The 17030-nt window shown below is 59.2% G+C and carries 15 protein-coding genes and 1 pseudogene; 6 read left to right on the top strand and 10 right to left on the bottom strand.

From position 1 onward, the window contains the following. The 4 genes from FEM54_RS06885 to FEM54_RS06870 all read right to left on the bottom strand — a co-directional run. Positions 1-854, bottom strand: an 854-nt coding sequence (locus FEM54_RS06885; protein ID WP_138450132.1) for an acyltransferase family protein, incomplete at its 3' end; no start/stop codon positions are given. Positions 855-1009: 155 nt separating this feature from the next. After that, positions 1010-2269 (bottom strand): transcription termination factor Rho, encoded by a 1260-nt coding sequence (rho, locus tag FEM54_RS06880; RefSeq protein ID WP_003176825.1) that lies wholly within the window; start codon positions 2267-2269, stop codon positions 1010-1012. Between the two features lie 235 nt (positions 2270-2504). Beyond that, a complete protein-coding gene (gene trxA / locus FEM54_RS06875; protein ID WP_003213989.1) occupies positions 2505-2834 on the bottom strand; it encodes a thioredoxin TrxA in 330 nt (109 codons plus the stop codon). A gap of 120 nt (positions 2835-2954) precedes the next feature. Then, the gene (locus FEM54_RS06870; protein ID WP_017135252.1) at positions 2955-3650 is read right to left on the bottom strand and encodes a FadR/GntR family transcriptional regulator; all 696 of its coding nucleotides are present in this window, start codon (positions 3648-3650) and stop codon (positions 2955-2957) included. Positions 3651-3906: 256 nt separating this feature from the next. Between FEM54_RS06870 and FEM54_RS06865 the strand changes: the two genes are divergently transcribed. The 4 genes from FEM54_RS06865 to FEM54_RS06850 are packed head-to-tail and all read left to right on the top strand — an operon-like array spanning position 3907 to position 6746. After that, on the top strand, positions 3907-4692 hold the full coding sequence (locus tag FEM54_RS06865) for a transporter substrate-binding domain-containing protein (protein WP_017135251.1): 786 nt from the start codon (positions 3907-3909) through the stop codon (positions 4690-4692). Positions 4693-4706: 14 nt separating this feature from the next. Then, a complete protein-coding gene (locus FEM54_RS06860; RefSeq protein WP_017135250.1) occupies positions 4707-5375 on the top strand; it encodes an amino acid ABC transporter permease in 669 nt (222 codons plus the stop codon). After that, complete coding sequence (locus FEM54_RS06855) at positions 5372-6022, top strand: amino acid ABC transporter permease (protein WP_017135249.1); 651 nt, start codon at positions 5372-5374, stop codon at positions 6020-6022. Before FEM54_RS06860 ends, FEM54_RS06855 begins: the two co-directional genes overlap by 4 nt. After that, positions 6009-6746, top strand: a complete 738-nt coding sequence (locus FEM54_RS06850; protein ID WP_017135248.1) for an amino acid ABC transporter ATP-binding protein — start codon at positions 6009-6011, stop codon at positions 6744-6746. The genes FEM54_RS06855 and FEM54_RS06850 overlap by 14 nt, the downstream gene beginning before the upstream one ends. 4 nt (positions 6747-6750) lie before the next feature. On the opposite strand, the gene FEM54_RS06845 is transcribed toward FEM54_RS06850, so the two are convergent. The 4 genes from FEM54_RS06845 to FEM54_RS06830 all read right to left on the bottom strand — a co-directional run bounded on the left by FEM54_RS06845 (position 6751) and on the right by FEM54_RS06830 (position 11289). Continuing rightward, the gene (locus FEM54_RS06845) at positions 6751-7347 is read right to left on the bottom strand and encodes a DUF1120 domain-containing protein (protein WP_017135247.1); all 597 of its coding nucleotides are present in this window, start codon (positions 7345-7347) and stop codon (positions 6751-6753) included. Beyond that, positions 7313-9751 carry a fimbria/pilus outer membrane usher protein gene (locus tag FEM54_RS06840; RefSeq protein ID WP_138450133.1) on the bottom strand — a complete coding sequence of 813 codons (2439 nt, stop codon included), beginning with the start codon at positions 9749-9751 and terminating at the stop codon, positions 7313-7315. The genes FEM54_RS06845 and FEM54_RS06840 overlap by 35 nt, the downstream gene beginning before the upstream one ends. Before the next feature lie 43 nt (positions 9752-9794). Continuing rightward, positions 9795-10463, bottom strand: a complete 669-nt coding sequence (locus FEM54_RS06835) for a fimbria/pilus chaperone family protein (RefSeq protein ID WP_017135245.1) — start codon at positions 10461-10463, stop codon at positions 9795-9797. 169 nt (positions 10464-10632) lie between these two features. Beyond that, positions 10633-11289, bottom strand: a complete 657-nt coding sequence (locus tag FEM54_RS06830) for a DUF1120 domain-containing protein (protein ID WP_017135244.1) — start codon at positions 11287-11289, stop codon at positions 10633-10635. A 477-nt stretch (positions 11290-11766) separates the two neighbouring features. Between FEM54_RS06830 and ppx the strand changes: the two genes are divergently transcribed. Beyond that, the gene (ppx, locus tag FEM54_RS06825) at positions 11767-13269 is read left to right on the top strand and encodes an exopolyphosphatase (RefSeq protein ID WP_056860774.1); all 1503 of its coding nucleotides are present in this window, start codon (positions 11767-11769) and stop codon (positions 13267-13269) included. Between the two features lie 164 nt (positions 13270-13433). Here ppx and ppk1 read toward each other — a convergent pair whose 3' ends face one another. Continuing rightward, positions 13434-15656 (bottom strand): polyphosphate kinase 1, encoded by a 2223-nt coding sequence (gene ppk1 / locus FEM54_RS06820; protein WP_017135242.1) that lies wholly within the window; start codon positions 15654-15656, stop codon positions 13434-13436. Positions 15657-15674: 18 nt separating this feature from the next. Then, complete coding sequence (gene hemB, locus FEM54_RS06815; protein ID WP_138450130.1) at positions 15675-16688, bottom strand: porphobilinogen synthase; 1014 nt, start codon at positions 16686-16688, stop codon at positions 15675-15677. A 208-nt stretch (positions 16689-16896) separates the two neighbouring features. Here hemB and FEM54_RS06810 point away from each other — a divergent pair. Then, a pseudogene (locus FEM54_RS06810) lies at positions 16897-17030 on the top strand (DedA family protein); the annotation flags it as partial.

Raw genomic sequence — 17030 nt, 5'->3', positions numbered from 1 at the left:
CCGCTGCCCACCAGCACGCGACTGCCCAGCAAGCGCCCTACCCAGGTTGGGTGTTGGCCGTTAGCCCAAATCAACCCCACCACACCCAATACAGGCAACAAAGCCGCCGCCCCAGGGAACGCGGTGTTGGCGTTGTAGCCCAATACCGCCACCAGAATCAGGCCCAGGCTGAACAGACTCACAGCTTGCGCCAACAGGGGACTTGCCCGCCCTGCCCGCACTGGCATCACAGCCAGCATGGACCCGGCCAACAATTCCCAGGCACGCATTGGCAGCAGGAAGAAGGCTTTGTACGGCTCATTGGCCACCGCCCACACGCTCGCCGCAAACGACACCAGCAGCAACACAAACAAGGCGCTGCGCCACTGCTTCAGCCAGCTCGACAACAGCGCCAGCAAGAGTGGGAAGGCAATGTAGAACTGCTCTTCAACCGACAGCGACCAGGTGTGCAACATCGGCTTCATGTCGGAGGCCGTGTCGAAATAGCCGTCCTGGCGCATGAAGAACAGATTGGAGATGAACACCACTTGGTTGTGTATCGAGCGTCCCAATTCCGAATAGTCTTTGGGCGCCATTAAGAACCAACCAGCCACCAATGACGTAAACATCATGACCAGCAAAGCCGGCAGGATACGCCGTGCCCGTCGCGCCCAGAAATCGACGAAGCTGAAACGCCCCGCTTCACGCTCGCGCCAGATGATCGAGGTAATCAGGAAACCTGAAATCACGAAGAACACATCAACGCCGACAAAACCGCCAGTAACGCCGGGAACCCCAAAATGGAACAAAACCACAGCCAGGACAGCAATGGCGCGCAGGCCATCAATGTCTCTTCGGTAAGCAAGAGCGGTCATAAATCGTAATCAGCCTGATACAAATTGAAGAGAGCGTAGGCGTACTCGCCATTTTTGTTTCTTTACTGACACTCTCGGCACACAAACCTCCCTGTTTGGCGCAAAAAAAATGGCACCCTTCAAGGGCACCATTTTCTCAGACCTGAACCGTAGTATTACTTACGCTTCATAGACAGGAAGAACTCGTCGTTGGTCTTGGTGGTTTTCAGCTTGTCGATGAGGAACTCGATGGCGGCTACTTCGTCCATCGGGTGCAGCAGCTTGCGCAGGATCCACATGCGCTGCAGTTCGTCGTCGGCGGTCAGCAACTCTTCACGGCGGGTGCCGGAGCGGTTGATGTTGATCGCAGGGAACACACGCTTTTCAGCGATACGACGGTCCAAAGGCAGTTCCATGTTACCGGTACCTTTAAACTCTTCGTAGATCACTTCATCCATCTTCGAGCCGGTTTCAACCAGCGCGGTGGCGATAATGGTCAGCGAGCCGCCTTCTTCGATGTTGCGCGCAGCACCGAAGAAACGCTTTGGTTTCTCCAGGGCGTGGGCATCGACACCACCGGTGAGTACCTTGCCGGAGCTTGGGATCACGGTGTTGTAGGCACGCGCCAGACGGGTGATGGAGTCGAGCAGGATCACCACGTCCTTCTTGTGTTCGACCAGGCGCTTGGCCTTCTCGATCACCATTTCGGCAACCTGCACGTGGCGGGTTGGCGGCTCATCGAACGTCGAGGCAACCACTTCGCCGCGCACGGTGCGCTGCATTTCGGTTACTTCTTCCGGGCGCTCATCGATCAGCAATACGATCAGGTGAACTTCCGGGTTGTTACGCGCGATGTTCGCTGCAATGTTCTGCAGCATGATGGTCTTACCGGCTTTCGGCGGTGCGACGATCAGGCCGCGCTGGCCTTTGCCGATCGGGGCGCACAGGTCGATGACACGACCGGTCAAGTCTTCGGTGGAACCGTTACCGGCTTCCATCTTCATGCGCACGGTCGGGAACAGCGGCGTCAGGTTCTCGAAGAGAATCTTGTTCTTCGCGTTCTCAGGACGATCGAAGTTGATCGTGTCGACCTTGAGCAGGGCGAAATAACGCTCGCCTTCCTTCGGAGGACGGATCTTGCCGACGATGGTGTCACCGGTGCGCAAGTTGAAGCGACGGATCTGGCTCGGCGAGACGTAAATATCGTCTGGGCCGGCGAGATAGGAAGCGTCTGCAGAGCGGAGGAAGCCGAAGCCGTCCTGGAGAATCTCCAGCACGCCATCACCGGAGATTTCCTCGCCGCTTTTCGCGTGCTTTTTGAGCAGGGAGAAAATCACGTCCTGCTTGCGCGAACGGGCCATATTTTCTATGCCCATTTCTTCGGCCAATTGGAGCAGGTCGGTAATCGGCTTTTGCTTGAGTTCAGTCAGATTCATATAGGAATGACGTAATCATTTATGGAGGGGGGAAATTAAGCTTTTGGCTTAATGAGGCCGCGCCGCAGAGAAGGCGACAGGATCGCGTACTAATCGAAAAGGAATGCGTCGGCGACGGCTTGCAGGGGGCAGTGGAGAAACCAGTGCGGGGCCGAATGTACCACCTGAATTTCGGAGCGTCTAGCCCTGTTTCACGAAAAAGCCCCGCTATTTTGCGGGGCTTTTTTGACGACGCTTAGATGTTCGCGTCGAGGAAAGCTTGCAGCTGGGACTTCGACAGCGCACCCACTTTAGTGGCTTCGACGTTGCCGTTCTTGAACAGCATCAGGGTCGGGATACCACGCACGCCGTGTTTGGCCGGGGTTTCCTGATTGTCGTCGATGTTCAGCTTGGCAATGGTCAGCTTGCCTTCGTAAGTGGTCGCAATGTCGTCCAGAACAGGAGCGATCATTTTGCAAGGGCCACACCATTCAGCCCAGTAGTCAACCAGTACCGGGCCTTGAGCCTTGAGTACTTCGGCCTCAAAGGTCGCGTCGGTGACGTGCTTGATAAGATCGTTGCTCATGGATGTCTCCGGATTGTAAGCAAAAAAAACGTGGCCCATCATAGCCGCCCTTCCCCCGTTCAGGAAGCCGCCTCTGATTGAGTCTTGCTATGGCGTTGCATGAGTTTGGGTATAGCCCACTCACGGCGTCACGGGAGTCACGAAGGCGATGCCCGTGCGCAATGCCGCATTGCGCACGTGTTCCTGCATGGTTTTCTGCGCCGCAGCACTGGCGCGCCTGGCCAGGGCACGCAGGATCTTGCGGTGCTCTTGCCAAGTCTCCATGGCCCGTTCCGGTCGGATGAACGGTAGCTTCTGGCTCTCCAGGAACACCTCGGCACTGGCACTCAGGATGCTCACCATCGCCTGGTTACCGCTGGCCAGCAGGATCCGCTGATGGAACTCGAAGTCCAGCCGGGCAGCGGCTTCGAAGTCGCCAGCCTTGAGCACTTTGCGCATGGCCTCGACATTGTCTTGCAGGCTGTCCAGTTCATCGAGAGTCAACGTCACTGCCGCCAACCCCGCGGCGAACCCTTCCAGGGCGTAGCGCAACTGGAAGATATCCAGGGGCGTGGCCTGGGCAGCGAAGGGCCAGGCGAACCCCGGCGCTTCTTGCACCTCTTGCACAAACACGCCTTTACCCGGCTGCACACTCACCACGCCCAATGCACTTAAAGACGACAACGCCTCGCGCAACGATGCCCGACTCACGCCCAACTGTACCGCCAGGTCGCGCTGGGACGGCAACGCGTCACCCGCTGCAAAGCCCTGTTCCTTGATCAGTTTGCGGATGGCCTGCAGGGCCGCTTCCGGTACGGCTTGGGCGATGGAATTCATAGAAAACTCAAGGTTGCAGTCAACGGAGCGGCTAGTTGTAAAGCTATTCGCAGCCGGCGGCAAGCCGCGCCCCAAAGGGGCTCGCGAGGTTTTATCGGCGCTCGAAAAAGGTGCGAAAAACTCGCTCACTGTTCAGACCAGTAAGACCACCAGAACTCAACAAATACCAGCGTTCCAGGCCATTGGCGCCGTGATGGCATGGGCCGTGCAATGGCTCGAAACAGAATATTCCCGCGCCCTTCCCCGGAGAGTTGCCATGACCAAGCGCTACAGCGCCCTGCTCACTGCCCTGTTTGCCAGCCTGATGCTGAGCCAGGCGCCCGCCCATGCCAACGGTCTGGACGATATCGTCGCCCGTGGCACCCTCAAGGTTGCCGTGCCCCAAGACTTCCCGCCGTTCGGCTCGGTTGGCCCGGACATGAAACCCCGTGGCCTGGACGTCGACACCGCCAAGCTGCTGGCCGACCAGCTCAAGGTCAAGCTGGAACTGACCCCGGTGAACAGCACCAACCGTATCCCGTTTCTCACTACCGGCAAGGTCGACCTGGTGATTTCCAGCCTGGGCAAGAACGCCGAGCGCGAAAAGGTCATCGACTTCTCCAAGGCCTACGCGCCGTTCTACCTGGCCGTGTTCGGGCCGCCTGATGCGGCCATCCACACCACCGATGACCTCAAGGGCAAGACCATCAGCGTGACGCGCGGCGCCATCGAAGACATCGAGCTGACCGCCGTCGCGCCCAAGGAAGCCACGATCAAGCGCTTCGAAGACAACAACTCAACCATCGCCGCCTACCTGGCCGGCCAGGTCGACCTGATCGCCAGCGGCAACGTGGTGATGGTGGCGATCAGCGAGCGCAGTAATAAACGCGGGCTGGAGCTGAAAGTGAAACTCAAGGATTCGCCGGTGTACGTGGGCGTTAACAAGAACGAGCCGGCGCTGCTGGAGAAGGTCAACCAGATCCTGGTCGCGGCCAAAGCCGATGGCAGCCTGGAAAAGAACGCGATGCAGTGGCTTAAAGAGCCACTGCCTGCCGATCTTTGATGCGGAGCTGATTCATGGCGTATCAATTTGACTTTGTGCCGGTGCTGGCCAATACCGACCTGCTGCTACGCGGCGCGCTGTTCACCCTTGAGCTGACGGCTATCGGCGCGATCCTCGGCGTGGCCCTGGGCACCGTCGGCGCTGTGGTGCGGGCATGGAAGATCCAGCCGTTTTCCTGGGTCTTCGGGGTGTATGTCGAGTTGATCCGCAACACGCCGTTTCTGGTGCAGTTGTTTTTCATCTTCTTCGGCCTGCCGTCCCTGGGGCTGAAGATCACCGAGTGGCAAGCCGCCGTACTGGCGATGGTGATCAACCTGGGGGCGTACTCCACCGAGATCATTCGCGCCGGCATCCAGGCGGTCCCAAGCGGGCAGCTGGAAGCCGCAGCGGCATTGGCGATGACGCGTTTCGAGGCGTTTCGCCATGTGGTGCTGTTGCCGGCACTGGGCAAGGTGTGGCCGGCCCTGAGCAGCCAGATCATCATTGTGATGCTCGGCTCGGCGGTGTGTTCGCAGATCGCCACCGAAGAGCTGAGCTTTGCCGCCAACTTTATCCAGTCACGCAACTTCCGCGCGTTTGAAACCTACGCACTGACCACCCTGGTGTACCTGTGCATGGCGCTGATGATACGCCAGTTGCTCAACTGGATCGGCCGTCGCTACGTGATGAGGAACAGCCGATGAGTGATTTCTCCTTCTGGGACATCGTGCGCAACCTCGCCACCGGCTTGCAATGGACCTTGCTGCTGTCGCTGGTGGCGTTTGTCGGTGGCGGCGTTATCGGTTTACTGGTGATGACGATGCGCATCAGCCGCAAAGCCTTCCCGCGCAATCTCGCGCGCACCTATATCGAACTGTTCCAGGGCACGCCGCTGTTGATGCAGCTGTTCCTGGTGTTTTTTGGCATCGCGCTGCTGGGTGTGGATATCTCGCCCTGGCTGGCGGCGGCGATTGCCTTGACCCTGTTTACCAGTGCTTACCTGGCCGAGATCTGGCGCGGCTGCGTCGAGTCGATTGCCCACGGGCAATGGGAAGCCTCGGCCAGCCTGGCGCTTAACCCGCTTGAACAACTGCGCTACGTGATCCTGCCGCAAGCCCTGCGCATTGCCGTGGCGCCCACCGTGGGCTTTTCGGTGCAGGTGGTCAAAGGCACCGCCGTGACCTCGATCATCGGTTTTACCGAACTGACCAAAACCGGCGGCATGCTCGCCAACGCTACCTTCGAGCCCTTTATGGTCTACGGCCTGGTGGCGCTCGGCTACTTCCTGCTCTGCTACCCCTTGTCCCTCAGTGCGCGCTACCTGGAAAGGAGACTGCATGCCTCTGCTTAGAATTTCCGCCCTGCATAAATATTACGGCGATCACCACGTACTCAAGGGCATCGACCTGACGGTTGAAGAAGGCCAGGTGGTGGCGATCATCGGCCGCAGTGGCTCGGGCAAGTCGACCTTGCTGCGTACCCTCAATGGCCTTGAATCGATCAACGACGGCGTAATTGAGGTCGACGGCGAATACCTCGACGCCGCCCGCGCCGACCTGCGCAGCCTGCGGCAGAAAGTCGGGATGGTGTTCCAGCAGTTCAACCTGTTCCCACACCTGACCGTGGGCGAGAACGTCATGCTCGCGCCACAAGTGGTGCAGAAAGTGCCCAAGGCCAAAGCCGCCCAGCTTGCCCGGCAGATGCTGGAGCGGGTGGGGCTGGGGGAAAAATTTGATGCCTTCCCTGATCGTCTGTCCGGCGGCCAGCAGCAACGGGTCGCCATAGCCCGTGCGCTGGCCATGTCGCCCAAGGTGCTGCTGTGCGATGAAATTACCTCGGCACTGGACCCGGAGCTGGTCAATGAAGTGCTCAGTGTGGTGCGCCAATTGGCCAAGGACGGCATGACCCTGATCATGGTGACCCACGAAATGCGCTTTGCCCGGGAAGTCGGGGACAAGCTGGTGTTCATGCACCAGGGCAAGGTGCATGAAGTGGGCGACCCCAAGACCTTGTTCGCCAACCCAAAGACGCCGGAGTTCGCCAATTTCATCGGCTCGGTGGAGCAGCCGGGCTGATCGATTAACCGCCGGGCAACCATTCAAAGTGCCCCTGACCTTCGAAGACGGTCTCGTGGCGCACTGAAAAGGCATCGGGCGGTAAATACGTGTCGATCTGCACTTGTGCTGAAAAACGTGTGCCGGTCAGCGGCAAACCACCGGCTTTGGCTATCAGCACGTGACCGGGCAGTAAGTGCCCGCTGGTAGCCGTTTCTGTGGGCTGTGACGTACTCAGTTCAACGGCGCGACCATCGACCTGGGCATGCTTGAGGGCCAGGGTGAAGCTGCCCTGTCGGCCGAATCGATAGCCTTGCGTCCCCGCCGGAACACCCGTAAAGCGCAAGGCGACAGCCCCTGGTTCGGCACATACGACACTCAGCTGCAGCGTTCGCCTGCCCAGGATGATGGGCTGGCTTGCGAGCGGCTCGCCCAACAACTCCGCGCGCCGGAGCACGCCGTGGTCGACCCTTGGCTGGCTGAGGGAAAGGCGGCAGTCATTCGCCGAAGCCTCCGGGGCCGCTATCGCGAGCATGAACAACAAGCTAACGCCCAGGCACAGTCGACGCAGGGTGTATTGCGCCGATTCATTGGGCACGACATATCGCCGAAGCCGTTTCATAGAGCTTGTCCTCTGGGGATTGCGACTCAAGGTTCAGATGCAGCAGGCACGCGCGGGCAGAGCCCGGCGGCGAAACGCTGAGGATTTGCCCGTCATCCATGTTGTTCAAAAAGATCAGGCCCTCACCCACCACATTGGTCAGGTAGGTGTTGTCCGGGCCAAACACGGCAGAGCCCTGGGGCAGAGGTGTACCTTGCTCATCGCGCACCTCAAGCAGTACCCGGCGAACATTCACCACTTGGAAATCCACGGTATTGAATGATCCGCGCCCGACGGCGAGGATTTTGGTGCCGTTCTTGAGATCGACCCGCTTGGGCAAGGACTGGGTCTGCACCTCCAGGTGGCTGGTGGTATAGGCCGGCAAGCCGGGAATCACCGCATGCCCACGGTAATCGGTCCACACCGGGCCTTGTGGGGTCGTAACCTTGGCCGCTGACACTTCCCCCACCGAAAGCACACCAAAGGTGTCCTGCACTGCGTAGGGGGAAAAGGTCAGGCCGCGCGCGTGAGCCACCACGGCACCCTGCAGTTGCCCGCTGTAGCTGGTGCTCGTGGGCGTGCGGTTCACGCCCAGGCCCACACGGGTGTAGCGCGGCATCACGTCAACATTCGCGCGAACCGCTTGCTGGCGCTCCTGCAGATCCCGCTCAACCCCCACTTCGTAGTTCACATACTCATTGACCCGCTCGGACAATGCCGTGCCCATATCGGCACGGCCATTGCGGCGACTGGCGTAGGACGTCAGGCGGCGATCTTCTCCAAAGGGCACCGTGACCTGCAGGCGCAAGGACAGCCCCTCTGGCGTGACCTCATCACGTGTTTCTCGCTCACGGCTTGCGGTCTTGCGCCGCCGCGAAGCGCCCACCTGCGAGTCGGCGATCAACGCTACATCCACCTGCCTGAACCCCTTGTTCCACGAGGCAAATACATGTTCGGCAAGCTGCCCATCAAACTGCGTACTGCGTGAGTAGCTGACTGAAAAAGCCCCCAAGGTCGGTTCTGCCCAGTTGAACCCTACCGTGTACTGATTCTGGAAACGGGTCTGCAGATCATTTTTTTTCAAACCCGGGCCTGCCTCGAGGACATCGCGATAACCTGGGCTTTGGGTCGTCGCACTCAGGCTCATCTCAACACCCGCCACCAACGGGCTGCCCAGGGATACGGCGCTGCGGCTGCCGTTCACACCCGCCTCACCATCGCGCGAGATGTTTTGCCGAGCACTGACGGTAACCCGCTGGAAAAACACACTGCTCATAGTGCCGCCGGCCGACTGGTACTCATCTGTACTCAATAAACCGAACCCCAGGGATGACTGCCGGCCAAGCCCCCAGGTGCCGCTGCCCATGACGACAGTCGGCGCCTCGCGGCCTTCGCTCAGCTGTTCACGTACCTTGCCAAGGGCGAAGTCAAAGCCTGGGGTTATGGCAATAGCCGCACCAAAGGAAGCCGCCGGCACCACGAAACTGCGGGTGCCGCCCCGCGTGCCGATAACGCTGACCTCCAGGTCACTGGTGCCATTGAGCAAAGGCAAGCCTGTCAGGCTGAACGGCCCCTCGGGCACTAACGTGGTATGGATCAGCGCACCGGACTGGCGCACCTCGACACGCGCCTGGCTGTGGGCCAAACCCTCCACCACCACACCATGATTGGCGCCGGCGCGGGAGACACCATCAGGAAACAGCTGTAACCCCGATAGCTGAATCCCACCGAACACCGGGCTTCGGGTAGAAATCTGGCCCACCTGGAAAGTTGACTGCAACGCCGCGATATCACGCTGGGCGTAGGCCTGCACATGCTCGCTGCTGCTTTTGCCGTTATCAGAAATATAGAACTGCCGGCTGCGGACCACCCAATTACCCAGGTTGAATCCCGCCTCGGTATAAGCCGAAACGAACCGGCTGGGGCCACTGCGCGACTGGGTCTGAAACCCGAGCACATCGTAGTTGAACAACGCCGCCGCACCGCCCTCGGAAAAACCTCCCACTTCCCATTCAGGCTCACGCAAGGACTGGGTAGGCACAACCAGCACCACTTCTTCGCTGCCCGGCTGCAACCTGACGATGGTCGCGGGGAACTCACCCACGAAATCGTGACAGGCCTGATCCGCCGAGATGCCCGATTGCACGATCGCCAAGGGCACTTTAAGGCCAGCTTTCTCCAGCAAACCCTGGGTAAAACACAGCTGCCCCTGATAATCGAAACGGGCCTCGACCAACCCCAGGGAATTCCCGTTGACCCGCAGCCCCACTATCTGCCTGCCCTCACGAAACCGCGCCGCACTGCGAAAGTAGTCGGAGACTTTCGGGTCGATGCCATAGCTGGCCAGGACAGCCAGGTCAAAGCCCTCTCCCAACTCGACTGCCAAAGCAAAACCGGGAGCACCCCACAAGGCTGCCAACCCCATGAAAAGCCCCGGGCGGCGAACCGTCAGTCCAGTCATCGAACGCTTAGCGCCCATGACCCAGAACATCTGCCTGGTAGTCATCGACAGCAAACCCGAAGGTCGTGGCCGGCTGCAGCACCACCGAGGACACCTCGGCCACAGGCCCTTGGGTATTGAGCGTCAACACCTCACCCGGCAGGATATAAGTGCGGGGCAGCAAGCCGGTTTGTTTCAGCGGATTAAGCTGCACTTCCAATCCCATGCGCACCACATAGGCACTGTCGTTATGCACGCTCAAGCGATCACCCTGGCGCTTCCACTTGAGCAGCTCCCAAGGTGCCTGGTGCCGGGGCAAACCTGCCGGGTGCAGGATCAGCGGCAAGTTTTGACGCAGGGTGATACCAATGGTCGCACCACCGGGCTCACGCGCCTGGGGAATCCCCTCGAAGGACACGCGCTTGAGGCGTTGAGTCTTGAGCGGCGACTTCAGGGTGCTGATAAAACGGACCAGTTGCGTTTCCCCTGGCTCCACGCGAGCAATGGGCGGGGTGACGATCAACAGGGTTTCAAGATCCTCGGGCACATTTTCTATGACGGAGTGCAGTAACGCAGGGGTTGGATCAGTGTTTTTTATATTGATCGTGGCTTCGCCATTCTCCTCATAAAGAATGACAACCGTTGTTTCAGGCAACATACCGTCGGCATGGGCTACGCCATACAGCAACAAAGCCATACAACACGATATGAAACCAATTATTCTTGAAAGACCGTTCACCGAGTTCTCCCTGGAACATTCACAAACAAATGAGTACGTGTAATTGCACAGCCACATGAATACAGCCGATAACTAATAAGAGTCCCCCTGACTGACTCTGCCTCGCTATCGACTGTTGCTCAAACGTTTAGATGTAATCCAGAACCAGCGTCGCGTGACCATCCAACGCAATATTGCCGGTAAGGTTCAGATCACTTGCGCGATTGATCACCGCTTTGACGGCAATAACACCGGTTAGCTGAGAGATCGAAGCTGGCGCATTGACAGCGCCGTTACGCCAGGAATGCTGGTTAGGTGTCTGGGAAACCTTACCGTCGCTGGCTTGCCAGGCTGCGTCCTTGCTCGACCGTACAATCGGGTTGAGCGCCACACCGTTGGACGTCAGGTTTCTGAGGGTGACCGAATAGCCGCCGGTACGCCTGCCACCATACGTACCGAGACCATAGTTTTGGGCTTCGGTGTAGCCAGCGCCCAATATGCCAGTAACTTTACTGGAGGCCCGCAAGTCAGTGACAGACAAGAAAAACCTGGCAGGTGTAGTACCGCAATTGACGACCAGCGAAGTGGAACGCTCGGCAAGTGGGTTGAAATTCGTCTGGGACAATTGATTGGCTCGAATCGTGCCATAGTCGATAACCCCGCCGGCGCTAACGCTCATACTGCAAGCCGCCGGAATAATGGTGCCCTTGACGATCAGGTTGCCGGTCGGGTTGGTAGTTGCATAGGCGCCTACACTGGCAAACAGGCACGCAATCCCCACGGCCAAACCAAATACTTTTTTCATCTTTTACCCGTCATTAGAAGTTAACAGACGTTACTTATTAAAGGCTGAAAAGCTCCGCTTCTAAAACACGACATTCCCTGACATAAAACGCCATAAACAAATAACACCACGGCATCATTGCCGACGGGCAGTCTCGCTTGTAAGTGACCTAAAAAAGAATAGGAGAGCACGTCAACTGCTGTCCGAATACAACAAAAATATGACCACCCTTTTCAACTGCATCAGTAGTCATAACTAAAAAACCGAGCAGAACAAATACAAAACCCTTGTAAGGAAAGTCCCGAGAGTTTTTATAGGCATAAATTTAATACCTCGTACCTAGCCTTAAGTTTATTCGCTAGAGCAAAGGAGAATCGCCCTACATCTCCAACAGGCATTGCCTCCCGCACCGACAGGAAGATTCCTGAAGCACAACGCGTTGGCGCCAGCGGTCGATCGTGGCACGATGGTCGGGTTATCGACCGAGACCCCCAAACCATGCCGCAATCCCAAGCCAAGAATTTGTCCCTGATCGCCGCCATCGACCTGGGCTCCAACAGCTTTCACATGGTCGTGGCCAAGGCCCAGAACGGCGAAATCCGCATCCTTGAGCGGCTCGGCGAGAAAGTTCAACTGGCTGCCGGCATCGACGACCAGCGCCAGCTCAATGAAGAATCCATGCAGCGCGGCCTCGACTGCCTCAAGCGTTTTGCCCAACTGATCAACGGCATGCCATTGGGCGCCGTGCGAATTGTCGGCACCAACGCCCTGCGTGAGGCGCGCAACCGTGTCGAATTCATCCGCCGCGCCGAAGAAATCCTCGGGCACCCGGTAGAAGTTATCTCCGGCCGGGAAGAGGCGCGCCTTATCTACCTGGGCGTGTCCCACACCCTGGCCGACACGCCCGGCAAGCGCCTGGTGGCGGATATCGGCGGCGGCAGTACCGAGTTCATCATCGGGCAAAGATTCGAGCCATTGCTGCGCGAGAGCCTGCAAATGGGCTGCGTGAGCTTTACCCAGCGCTATTTCAAGGACGGCAAGATCACCCCGGCCCGCTATGCCCAGGCCTACACGGCCGCGCGGCTGGAGATCATGAGCATCGAGCATGCGCTGCACCGCTTGACCTGGGATGAAGCCATCGGCTCGTCCGGCACCATCCGCGCCATCGGCCTGGCCCTCAAAGCCGGCGGCCATGGCACCGGTGAGGTCAACGCCGAAGGCCTGGCATGGCTCAAGCGCAAACTGTTCAAGCTGGGCGATGCCGAGAAAATCGACTTCGACGGCATCAAGCCCGACCGTCGTACCATCTTCCCGGCTGGCCTTGCGATTCTCGAAGCGATTTTCGACGCCCTCGAACTGCAACGTATGGACCACTGCGACGGCGCCCTGCGCGAAGGCGTGCTGTATGACCTGCTGGGCCGCCATCACCACGAAGACGTGCGTGAGCGCACCCTCACCTCGTTGATGGAGCGTTATCACGTCGACCTGGAACAAGCGGCCCGAGTGGAACGCAAAGCCCTGCACGCCTTTGACCAGGTAGCCGAGGACTGGGACCTGGAAGACGGCGTCTGGCGCGAACTGCTGGGCTGGGCCGCCAAGGTGCATGAAGTGGGCCTGGACATCGCCCACTACCATTACCACAAGCACGGCGCCTACCTGATCGAGCACTCGGACCTCGCCGGTTTCTCCCGCGAAGACCAACAGATGCTCGCCCTGCTGGTGCGTGGCCATCGCCGCAACATTCCCAAGGACAAATTTGCCGAGTTCGGCGACGAAGGCATCAAGCTGATCCGCCTGTGCGTGCTGCTGCGCTTTGCGATCCTGTTCCACCACATCCGTGGCACCCAGGAAATGCCCCAAGTCACCCTGCGCGCGCACGGTGACAGCCTCGACGTGGTGTTCCCCAAAGGCTGGCTGGATGAAAACCAGCTGACCCAGGCGGACTTTGCCCAGGAAGCGGAGTGGTTGACGCGGGTGGGGTTCAGCCTGAACTTGCGCTAAAGCGCGCTGCAAAACACAGGTGTGAGCGCGCTTGCTGTGGCGAGCAAGCTTGCTTGCGCTGGGGTGCGTAGCGCCCCCAAAAAGCCGGAGACTGCTGCGCAGTCAACGGGAGCAAGCTCCCTCGCCACAGCAAGCCCGCTCCCACATTAGGTCTGTGCAGGCTTTTAGTTCACCGCAAGAATCGGGCTACCCAGCTTCTCCAGCAACGTCGCCTGCGCACTGCGCGGGTTCTGGTTGCCGGTCGGGGTGTTGCGCACGTAGCGCCCGTCCGATTGCAGGCTCCAGCTGTGGGTGTTATCGGTGAGGTAGCTTTCCAGCTCTTTCTTGACCCGCATGATCAGCTTCTTGCCTTCGACCGGGAAGCAAGTCTCCACACGCTTGTCGAGGTTGCGCTCCATCCAGTCGGCACTGGAGAGGAACATCTGCTCCTCGCCGCCGTTGAGGAAGTAGAACACCCGTGTGTGCTCCAGGAAGCGGCCGATGATCGAGCGCACGTGGATGTTATGCGACACACCCACAATGCCAGGGCGCAGGCAGCACATGCCACGCACCACCAGGTCGATGCGCACCCCGGACTGGCTGGCCTTGTACAGCGCGCGGATGATCTTCGGATCGGTCAGCGAGTTGAACTTGGCGATGATGTGCGCCGGCTTGCCGTCGAGGGCGAACTGGGTTTCGCGGGCAATCATGTCGAGCATGCCCTTCTTGAGCGTAAACGGCGCGTGCAACAGCTTCTTCATGCGCAAGGTCTTGCCCATGCCGATCAACTGGCTGAACAACTTGCCGACGTCTTCACACAAGGCGTCGTCAGAAGTGAGCAAGCTGTAGTCGGTGTAGAGCTTGGCGTTGCCGGCGTGATAGTTACCGGTGCCCAAGTGGGCATAACGCACGATCTCACCAGCTTCGCGACGCAGGATAAGCATCATCTTGGCGTGGGTCTTGAAGCCGACCACGCCGTAGATCACCACCGCACCGGCCGCTTGCAGGCGGCTGGCCAGTTGCAGGTTGGACTCTTCGTCAAACCGCGCACGCAGCTCGATCACCGCCGTGACTTCCTTGCCGTTACGCGCAGCGTCTACCAGCGCATCGACGATTTCCGAGTTGGCGCCAGAGCGGTACAGGGTCTGGCGCACAGCCAACACATGCGGGTCCTTGGCGGCCTGGCGCAGCAGGTCGACCACTGGCGTGAACGACTCGAACGGGTGCAACAGCAGAATGTCCTGCTTGCTCACCACGCTGAAAATGTTCTCGCTGTTTTGCAGCAGTTTCGGGATCTGCGGCGTGAACGGCGTGTATTGCAGCTCCGGGTGGCTGTCCAGGCCGGTGATGCTGAACAGACGCGTCAGGTTCACCGGGCCATTGACCTGGTACAGCTCGGACTCGGCCAGGTTGAACTGCTTGAGCAGGTAGTCCGACAGGTGTTTGGGGCAGGTGTCAGCCACTTCCAGGCGCACCGCGTCGCCATAGCGCCGCGAGAACAGCTCGCCGCGCAGGGCGCGGGCCAAGTCTTCGACGTCTTCGGAGTCCAGCGCCAGGTCGGCGTTACGGGTCAGGCGGAACTGATAGCAGCCCTTGACCTTCATACCCTGGAACAGGTCATCGGCATGCGCGTGGATCATCGACGAGAGGAATACATAGTTATCGCCAGCGCCCCCTACTTCTTCCGGTACCTTGATGATCCGTGGCAACAGACGCGGCGCCGGGATGATCGCCAGGCCAGAATCGCGACCGAAGGCATCGATGCCTTCCAGCTCAACAATAAAGTTGAGGCTCTTGTTCACCAGCAACGGGAACGGGTGCGTCGGGTCGAGGCCGATCGGGGTGATGATCGGTGAAATCTCGTCACGGAAGTAGCGACGCACCCAGGTCTTGATCTTGGTGGTCCAGTGACGACGACGGATGAAGCGGACCTGATGTTTTTCCAGTTCCGGCAGCAGGATGTCGTTGAGGATCGCGTATTGGCGGTCCACATGGCCGTGCACCAGCTCGCTGATGCGCGCCAGGGCCTGATGCGGCTGCAGGCCGTCGGCACCGGCTTGTTCGCGGGCAAAGGTGATTTGCTTTTTGAGGCCGGCAACGCGGATCTCGAAGAACTCGTCCAGGTTGCTGGAGAAGATCAGCAGGAATTTAAGCCGCTCCAGCAGTGGGTAGGACTCATCCAGCGCCTGCTCCAGCACGCGGATGTTGAATTGCAGTTGTGACAGCTCACGATGGATGTACAGGCTGCTGTCATCCAGGTTGGTCACCGCTGCCACCGGGGCCGGCGCGGGCGCTTCAGCCACCACAGCAGGCGCAGCCGGCTCCAGCTCCGGTGGGGTTTCGGCGATTTGTTCAACCACCGGGTGAGCGTCTTTTACAGCAACTTCGGAGAGTCCTTCGGTATTCATCGAGTGTTCCTGTGAGGGCTATTGTTGCTCTCTAAGCAATTGGGCAGCGCGGGCGGCGAAGTAGGTCAGAATGCCATCAGCACCCGCACGTTTAAAGGCAGTCAGGGATTCGAGGATCACCCCTTCACTCAACCAACCATTCTGGATCGCGGCCATGTGCATGGCGTATTCACCGCTGACCTGATAGACAAAGGTCGGCACCTTGAATTCCTCTTTGACCCGATAAAGGATGTCCAGGTAAGGCATCCCGGGCTTGACCATCACCATGTCGGCGCCTTCGGCCAGGTCGGCCGCCACTTCGTGCAGCGCTTCATGGCTGTTGGCCGGGTCCATCTGGTACGAGGCCTTGTTGGCCTTGCCCAGGTTCAACGCCGAACCCACCGCATCGCGGAACGGGCCGTAATAGGCGCTGGCGTACTTGGCCGAGTAGGCCATGATGCGCACATTGACGTGGCCGGCCAGTTCCAGGGCTTCGCGGATCGCCTGGATGCGGCCGTCCATCATGTCCGACGGTGCCACCACCTGGGCGCCTGCTGCGGCATGGGACAAGGCCTGCTTGACCAGCGCATCGACGGTGATGTCGTTCTGAACATAGCCGTCTTCGTCGAGAATGCCATCCTGGCCGTGGGTGGTGAACGGGTCCAGCGCCACGTCGGTGATCACCCCCAGTTCCGGGAACCGCTCACGCAAAGCCCGGGTGGCGCGCTGGGCGATGCCATCCGGGTTCCAGGCTTCGGCGGCGTCGAGGGACTTGAGCTCGGCCGGTGTCACCGGGAACAGCGCCAATGCCGGAATCCCCAGTTCAACCCAACCGGCTGCCTCTTCAAGCAGCAAATCAATGGTCAAGCGCTCCACGCCCGGCATCGACGCCACAGCCTCCCGACGATTTTCACCGTCCAGCACAAACACCGGCAGGATCAGATCATTCGGCGTCAGTACATTTTCACGTACAAGGCGGCGAGAAAAATCATCACGGCGATTGCGTCGCAGACGGGTGGCGGGGAACAGGCGATTGGCAGGGGTAAAGCTCACGACAGACTCCTGAGCCCGCGTTTACGGGCGAGCGTTGCAGTTATAAGCGGCCATTATGACGAAGGAATGACAGTTGTGCTTATCGATGCGACCTGTAGTCGCATTCGTCGTTTATGTAGGAATTGTTCACTTCGTGACACATCTCGATACTTTCATGAATGTTCACGAAGGCGTAGGCTGCGCGTTCATTTCGCCAGCACCCCAGACCATGCTTCAACAATTTCTGCATGACTTCGGCTACTTTGCGCTCTTCCTGGGCACCTTCTTTGAAGGCGAAACCATTTTGGTTCTCGCAGGCTTCCTGGCGTTCCGTGGCTACATGGATATCAACCTGGTGGTGGT

The organism is Pseudomonas edaphica (assembly GCF_005863185.1).
In the GTDB taxonomy this organism is placed as follows: Bacteria; Pseudomonadota; Gammaproteobacteria; order Pseudomonadales; family Pseudomonadaceae; genus Aquipseudomonas; species Aquipseudomonas edaphica.
This window is presented reverse-complemented; position numbering and strand designations above follow the sequence as displayed.

What these genes read in the sequence shown, in the direction of transcription:
- rho (WP_003176825.1), bottom strand. Translation starts at nt 2,269, where the DNA reads ATGAATCTGACTGAACTCAAGCAAAAGCCGATTACCGACCTGCTCCAA.
- trxA (WP_003213989.1), bottom strand. Translation starts at nt 2,834, where the DNA reads ATGAGCAACGATCTTATCAAGCACGTCACCGACGCGACCTTTGAGGCC.
- FEM54_RS06870 (WP_017135252.1), bottom strand. Translation starts at nt 3,650, where the DNA reads ATGAATTCCATCGCCCAAGCCGTACCGGAAGCGGCCCTGCAGGCCATC.
- FEM54_RS06865 (WP_017135251.1), top strand. Translation starts at nt 3,907, where the DNA reads ATGACCAAGCGCTACAGCGCCCTGCTCACTGCCCTGTTTGCCAGCCTG.
- FEM54_RS06860 (WP_017135250.1), top strand. Translation starts at nt 4,707, where the DNA reads ATGGCGTATCAATTTGACTTTGTGCCGGTGCTGGCCAATACCGACCTG.
- FEM54_RS06855 (WP_017135249.1), top strand. Translation starts at nt 5,372, where the DNA reads ATGAGTGATTTCTCCTTCTGGGACATCGTGCGCAACCTCGCCACCGGC.
- FEM54_RS06850 (WP_017135248.1), top strand. Translation starts at nt 6,009, where the DNA reads ATGCCTCTGCTTAGAATTTCCGCCCTGCATAAATATTACGGCGATCAC.
- FEM54_RS06845 (WP_017135247.1), bottom strand. Translation starts at nt 7,347, where the DNA reads ATGAAACGGCTTCGGCGATATGTCGTGCCCAATGAATCGGCGCAATAC.
- FEM54_RS06840 (WP_138450133.1), bottom strand. Translation starts at nt 9,751, where the DNA reads ATGGGGTTGGCAGCCTTGTGGGGTGCTCCCGGTTTTGCTTTGGCAGTC.
- FEM54_RS06835 (WP_017135245.1), bottom strand. Translation starts at nt 10,463, where the DNA reads ATGGCTTTGTTGCTGTATGGCGTAGCCCATGCCGACGGTATGTTGCCT.
- FEM54_RS06830 (WP_017135244.1), bottom strand. Translation starts at nt 11,289, where the DNA reads ATGAAAAAAGTATTTGGTTTGGCCGTGGGGATTGCGTGCCTGTTTGCC.
- ppx (WP_056860774.1), top strand. Translation starts at nt 11,767, where the DNA reads ATGCCGCAATCCCAAGCCAAGAATTTGTCCCTGATCGCCGCCATCGAC.
- ppk1 (WP_017135242.1), bottom strand. Translation starts at nt 15,656, where the DNA reads ATGAATACCGAAGGACTCTCCGAAGTTGCTGTAAAAGACGCTCACCCG.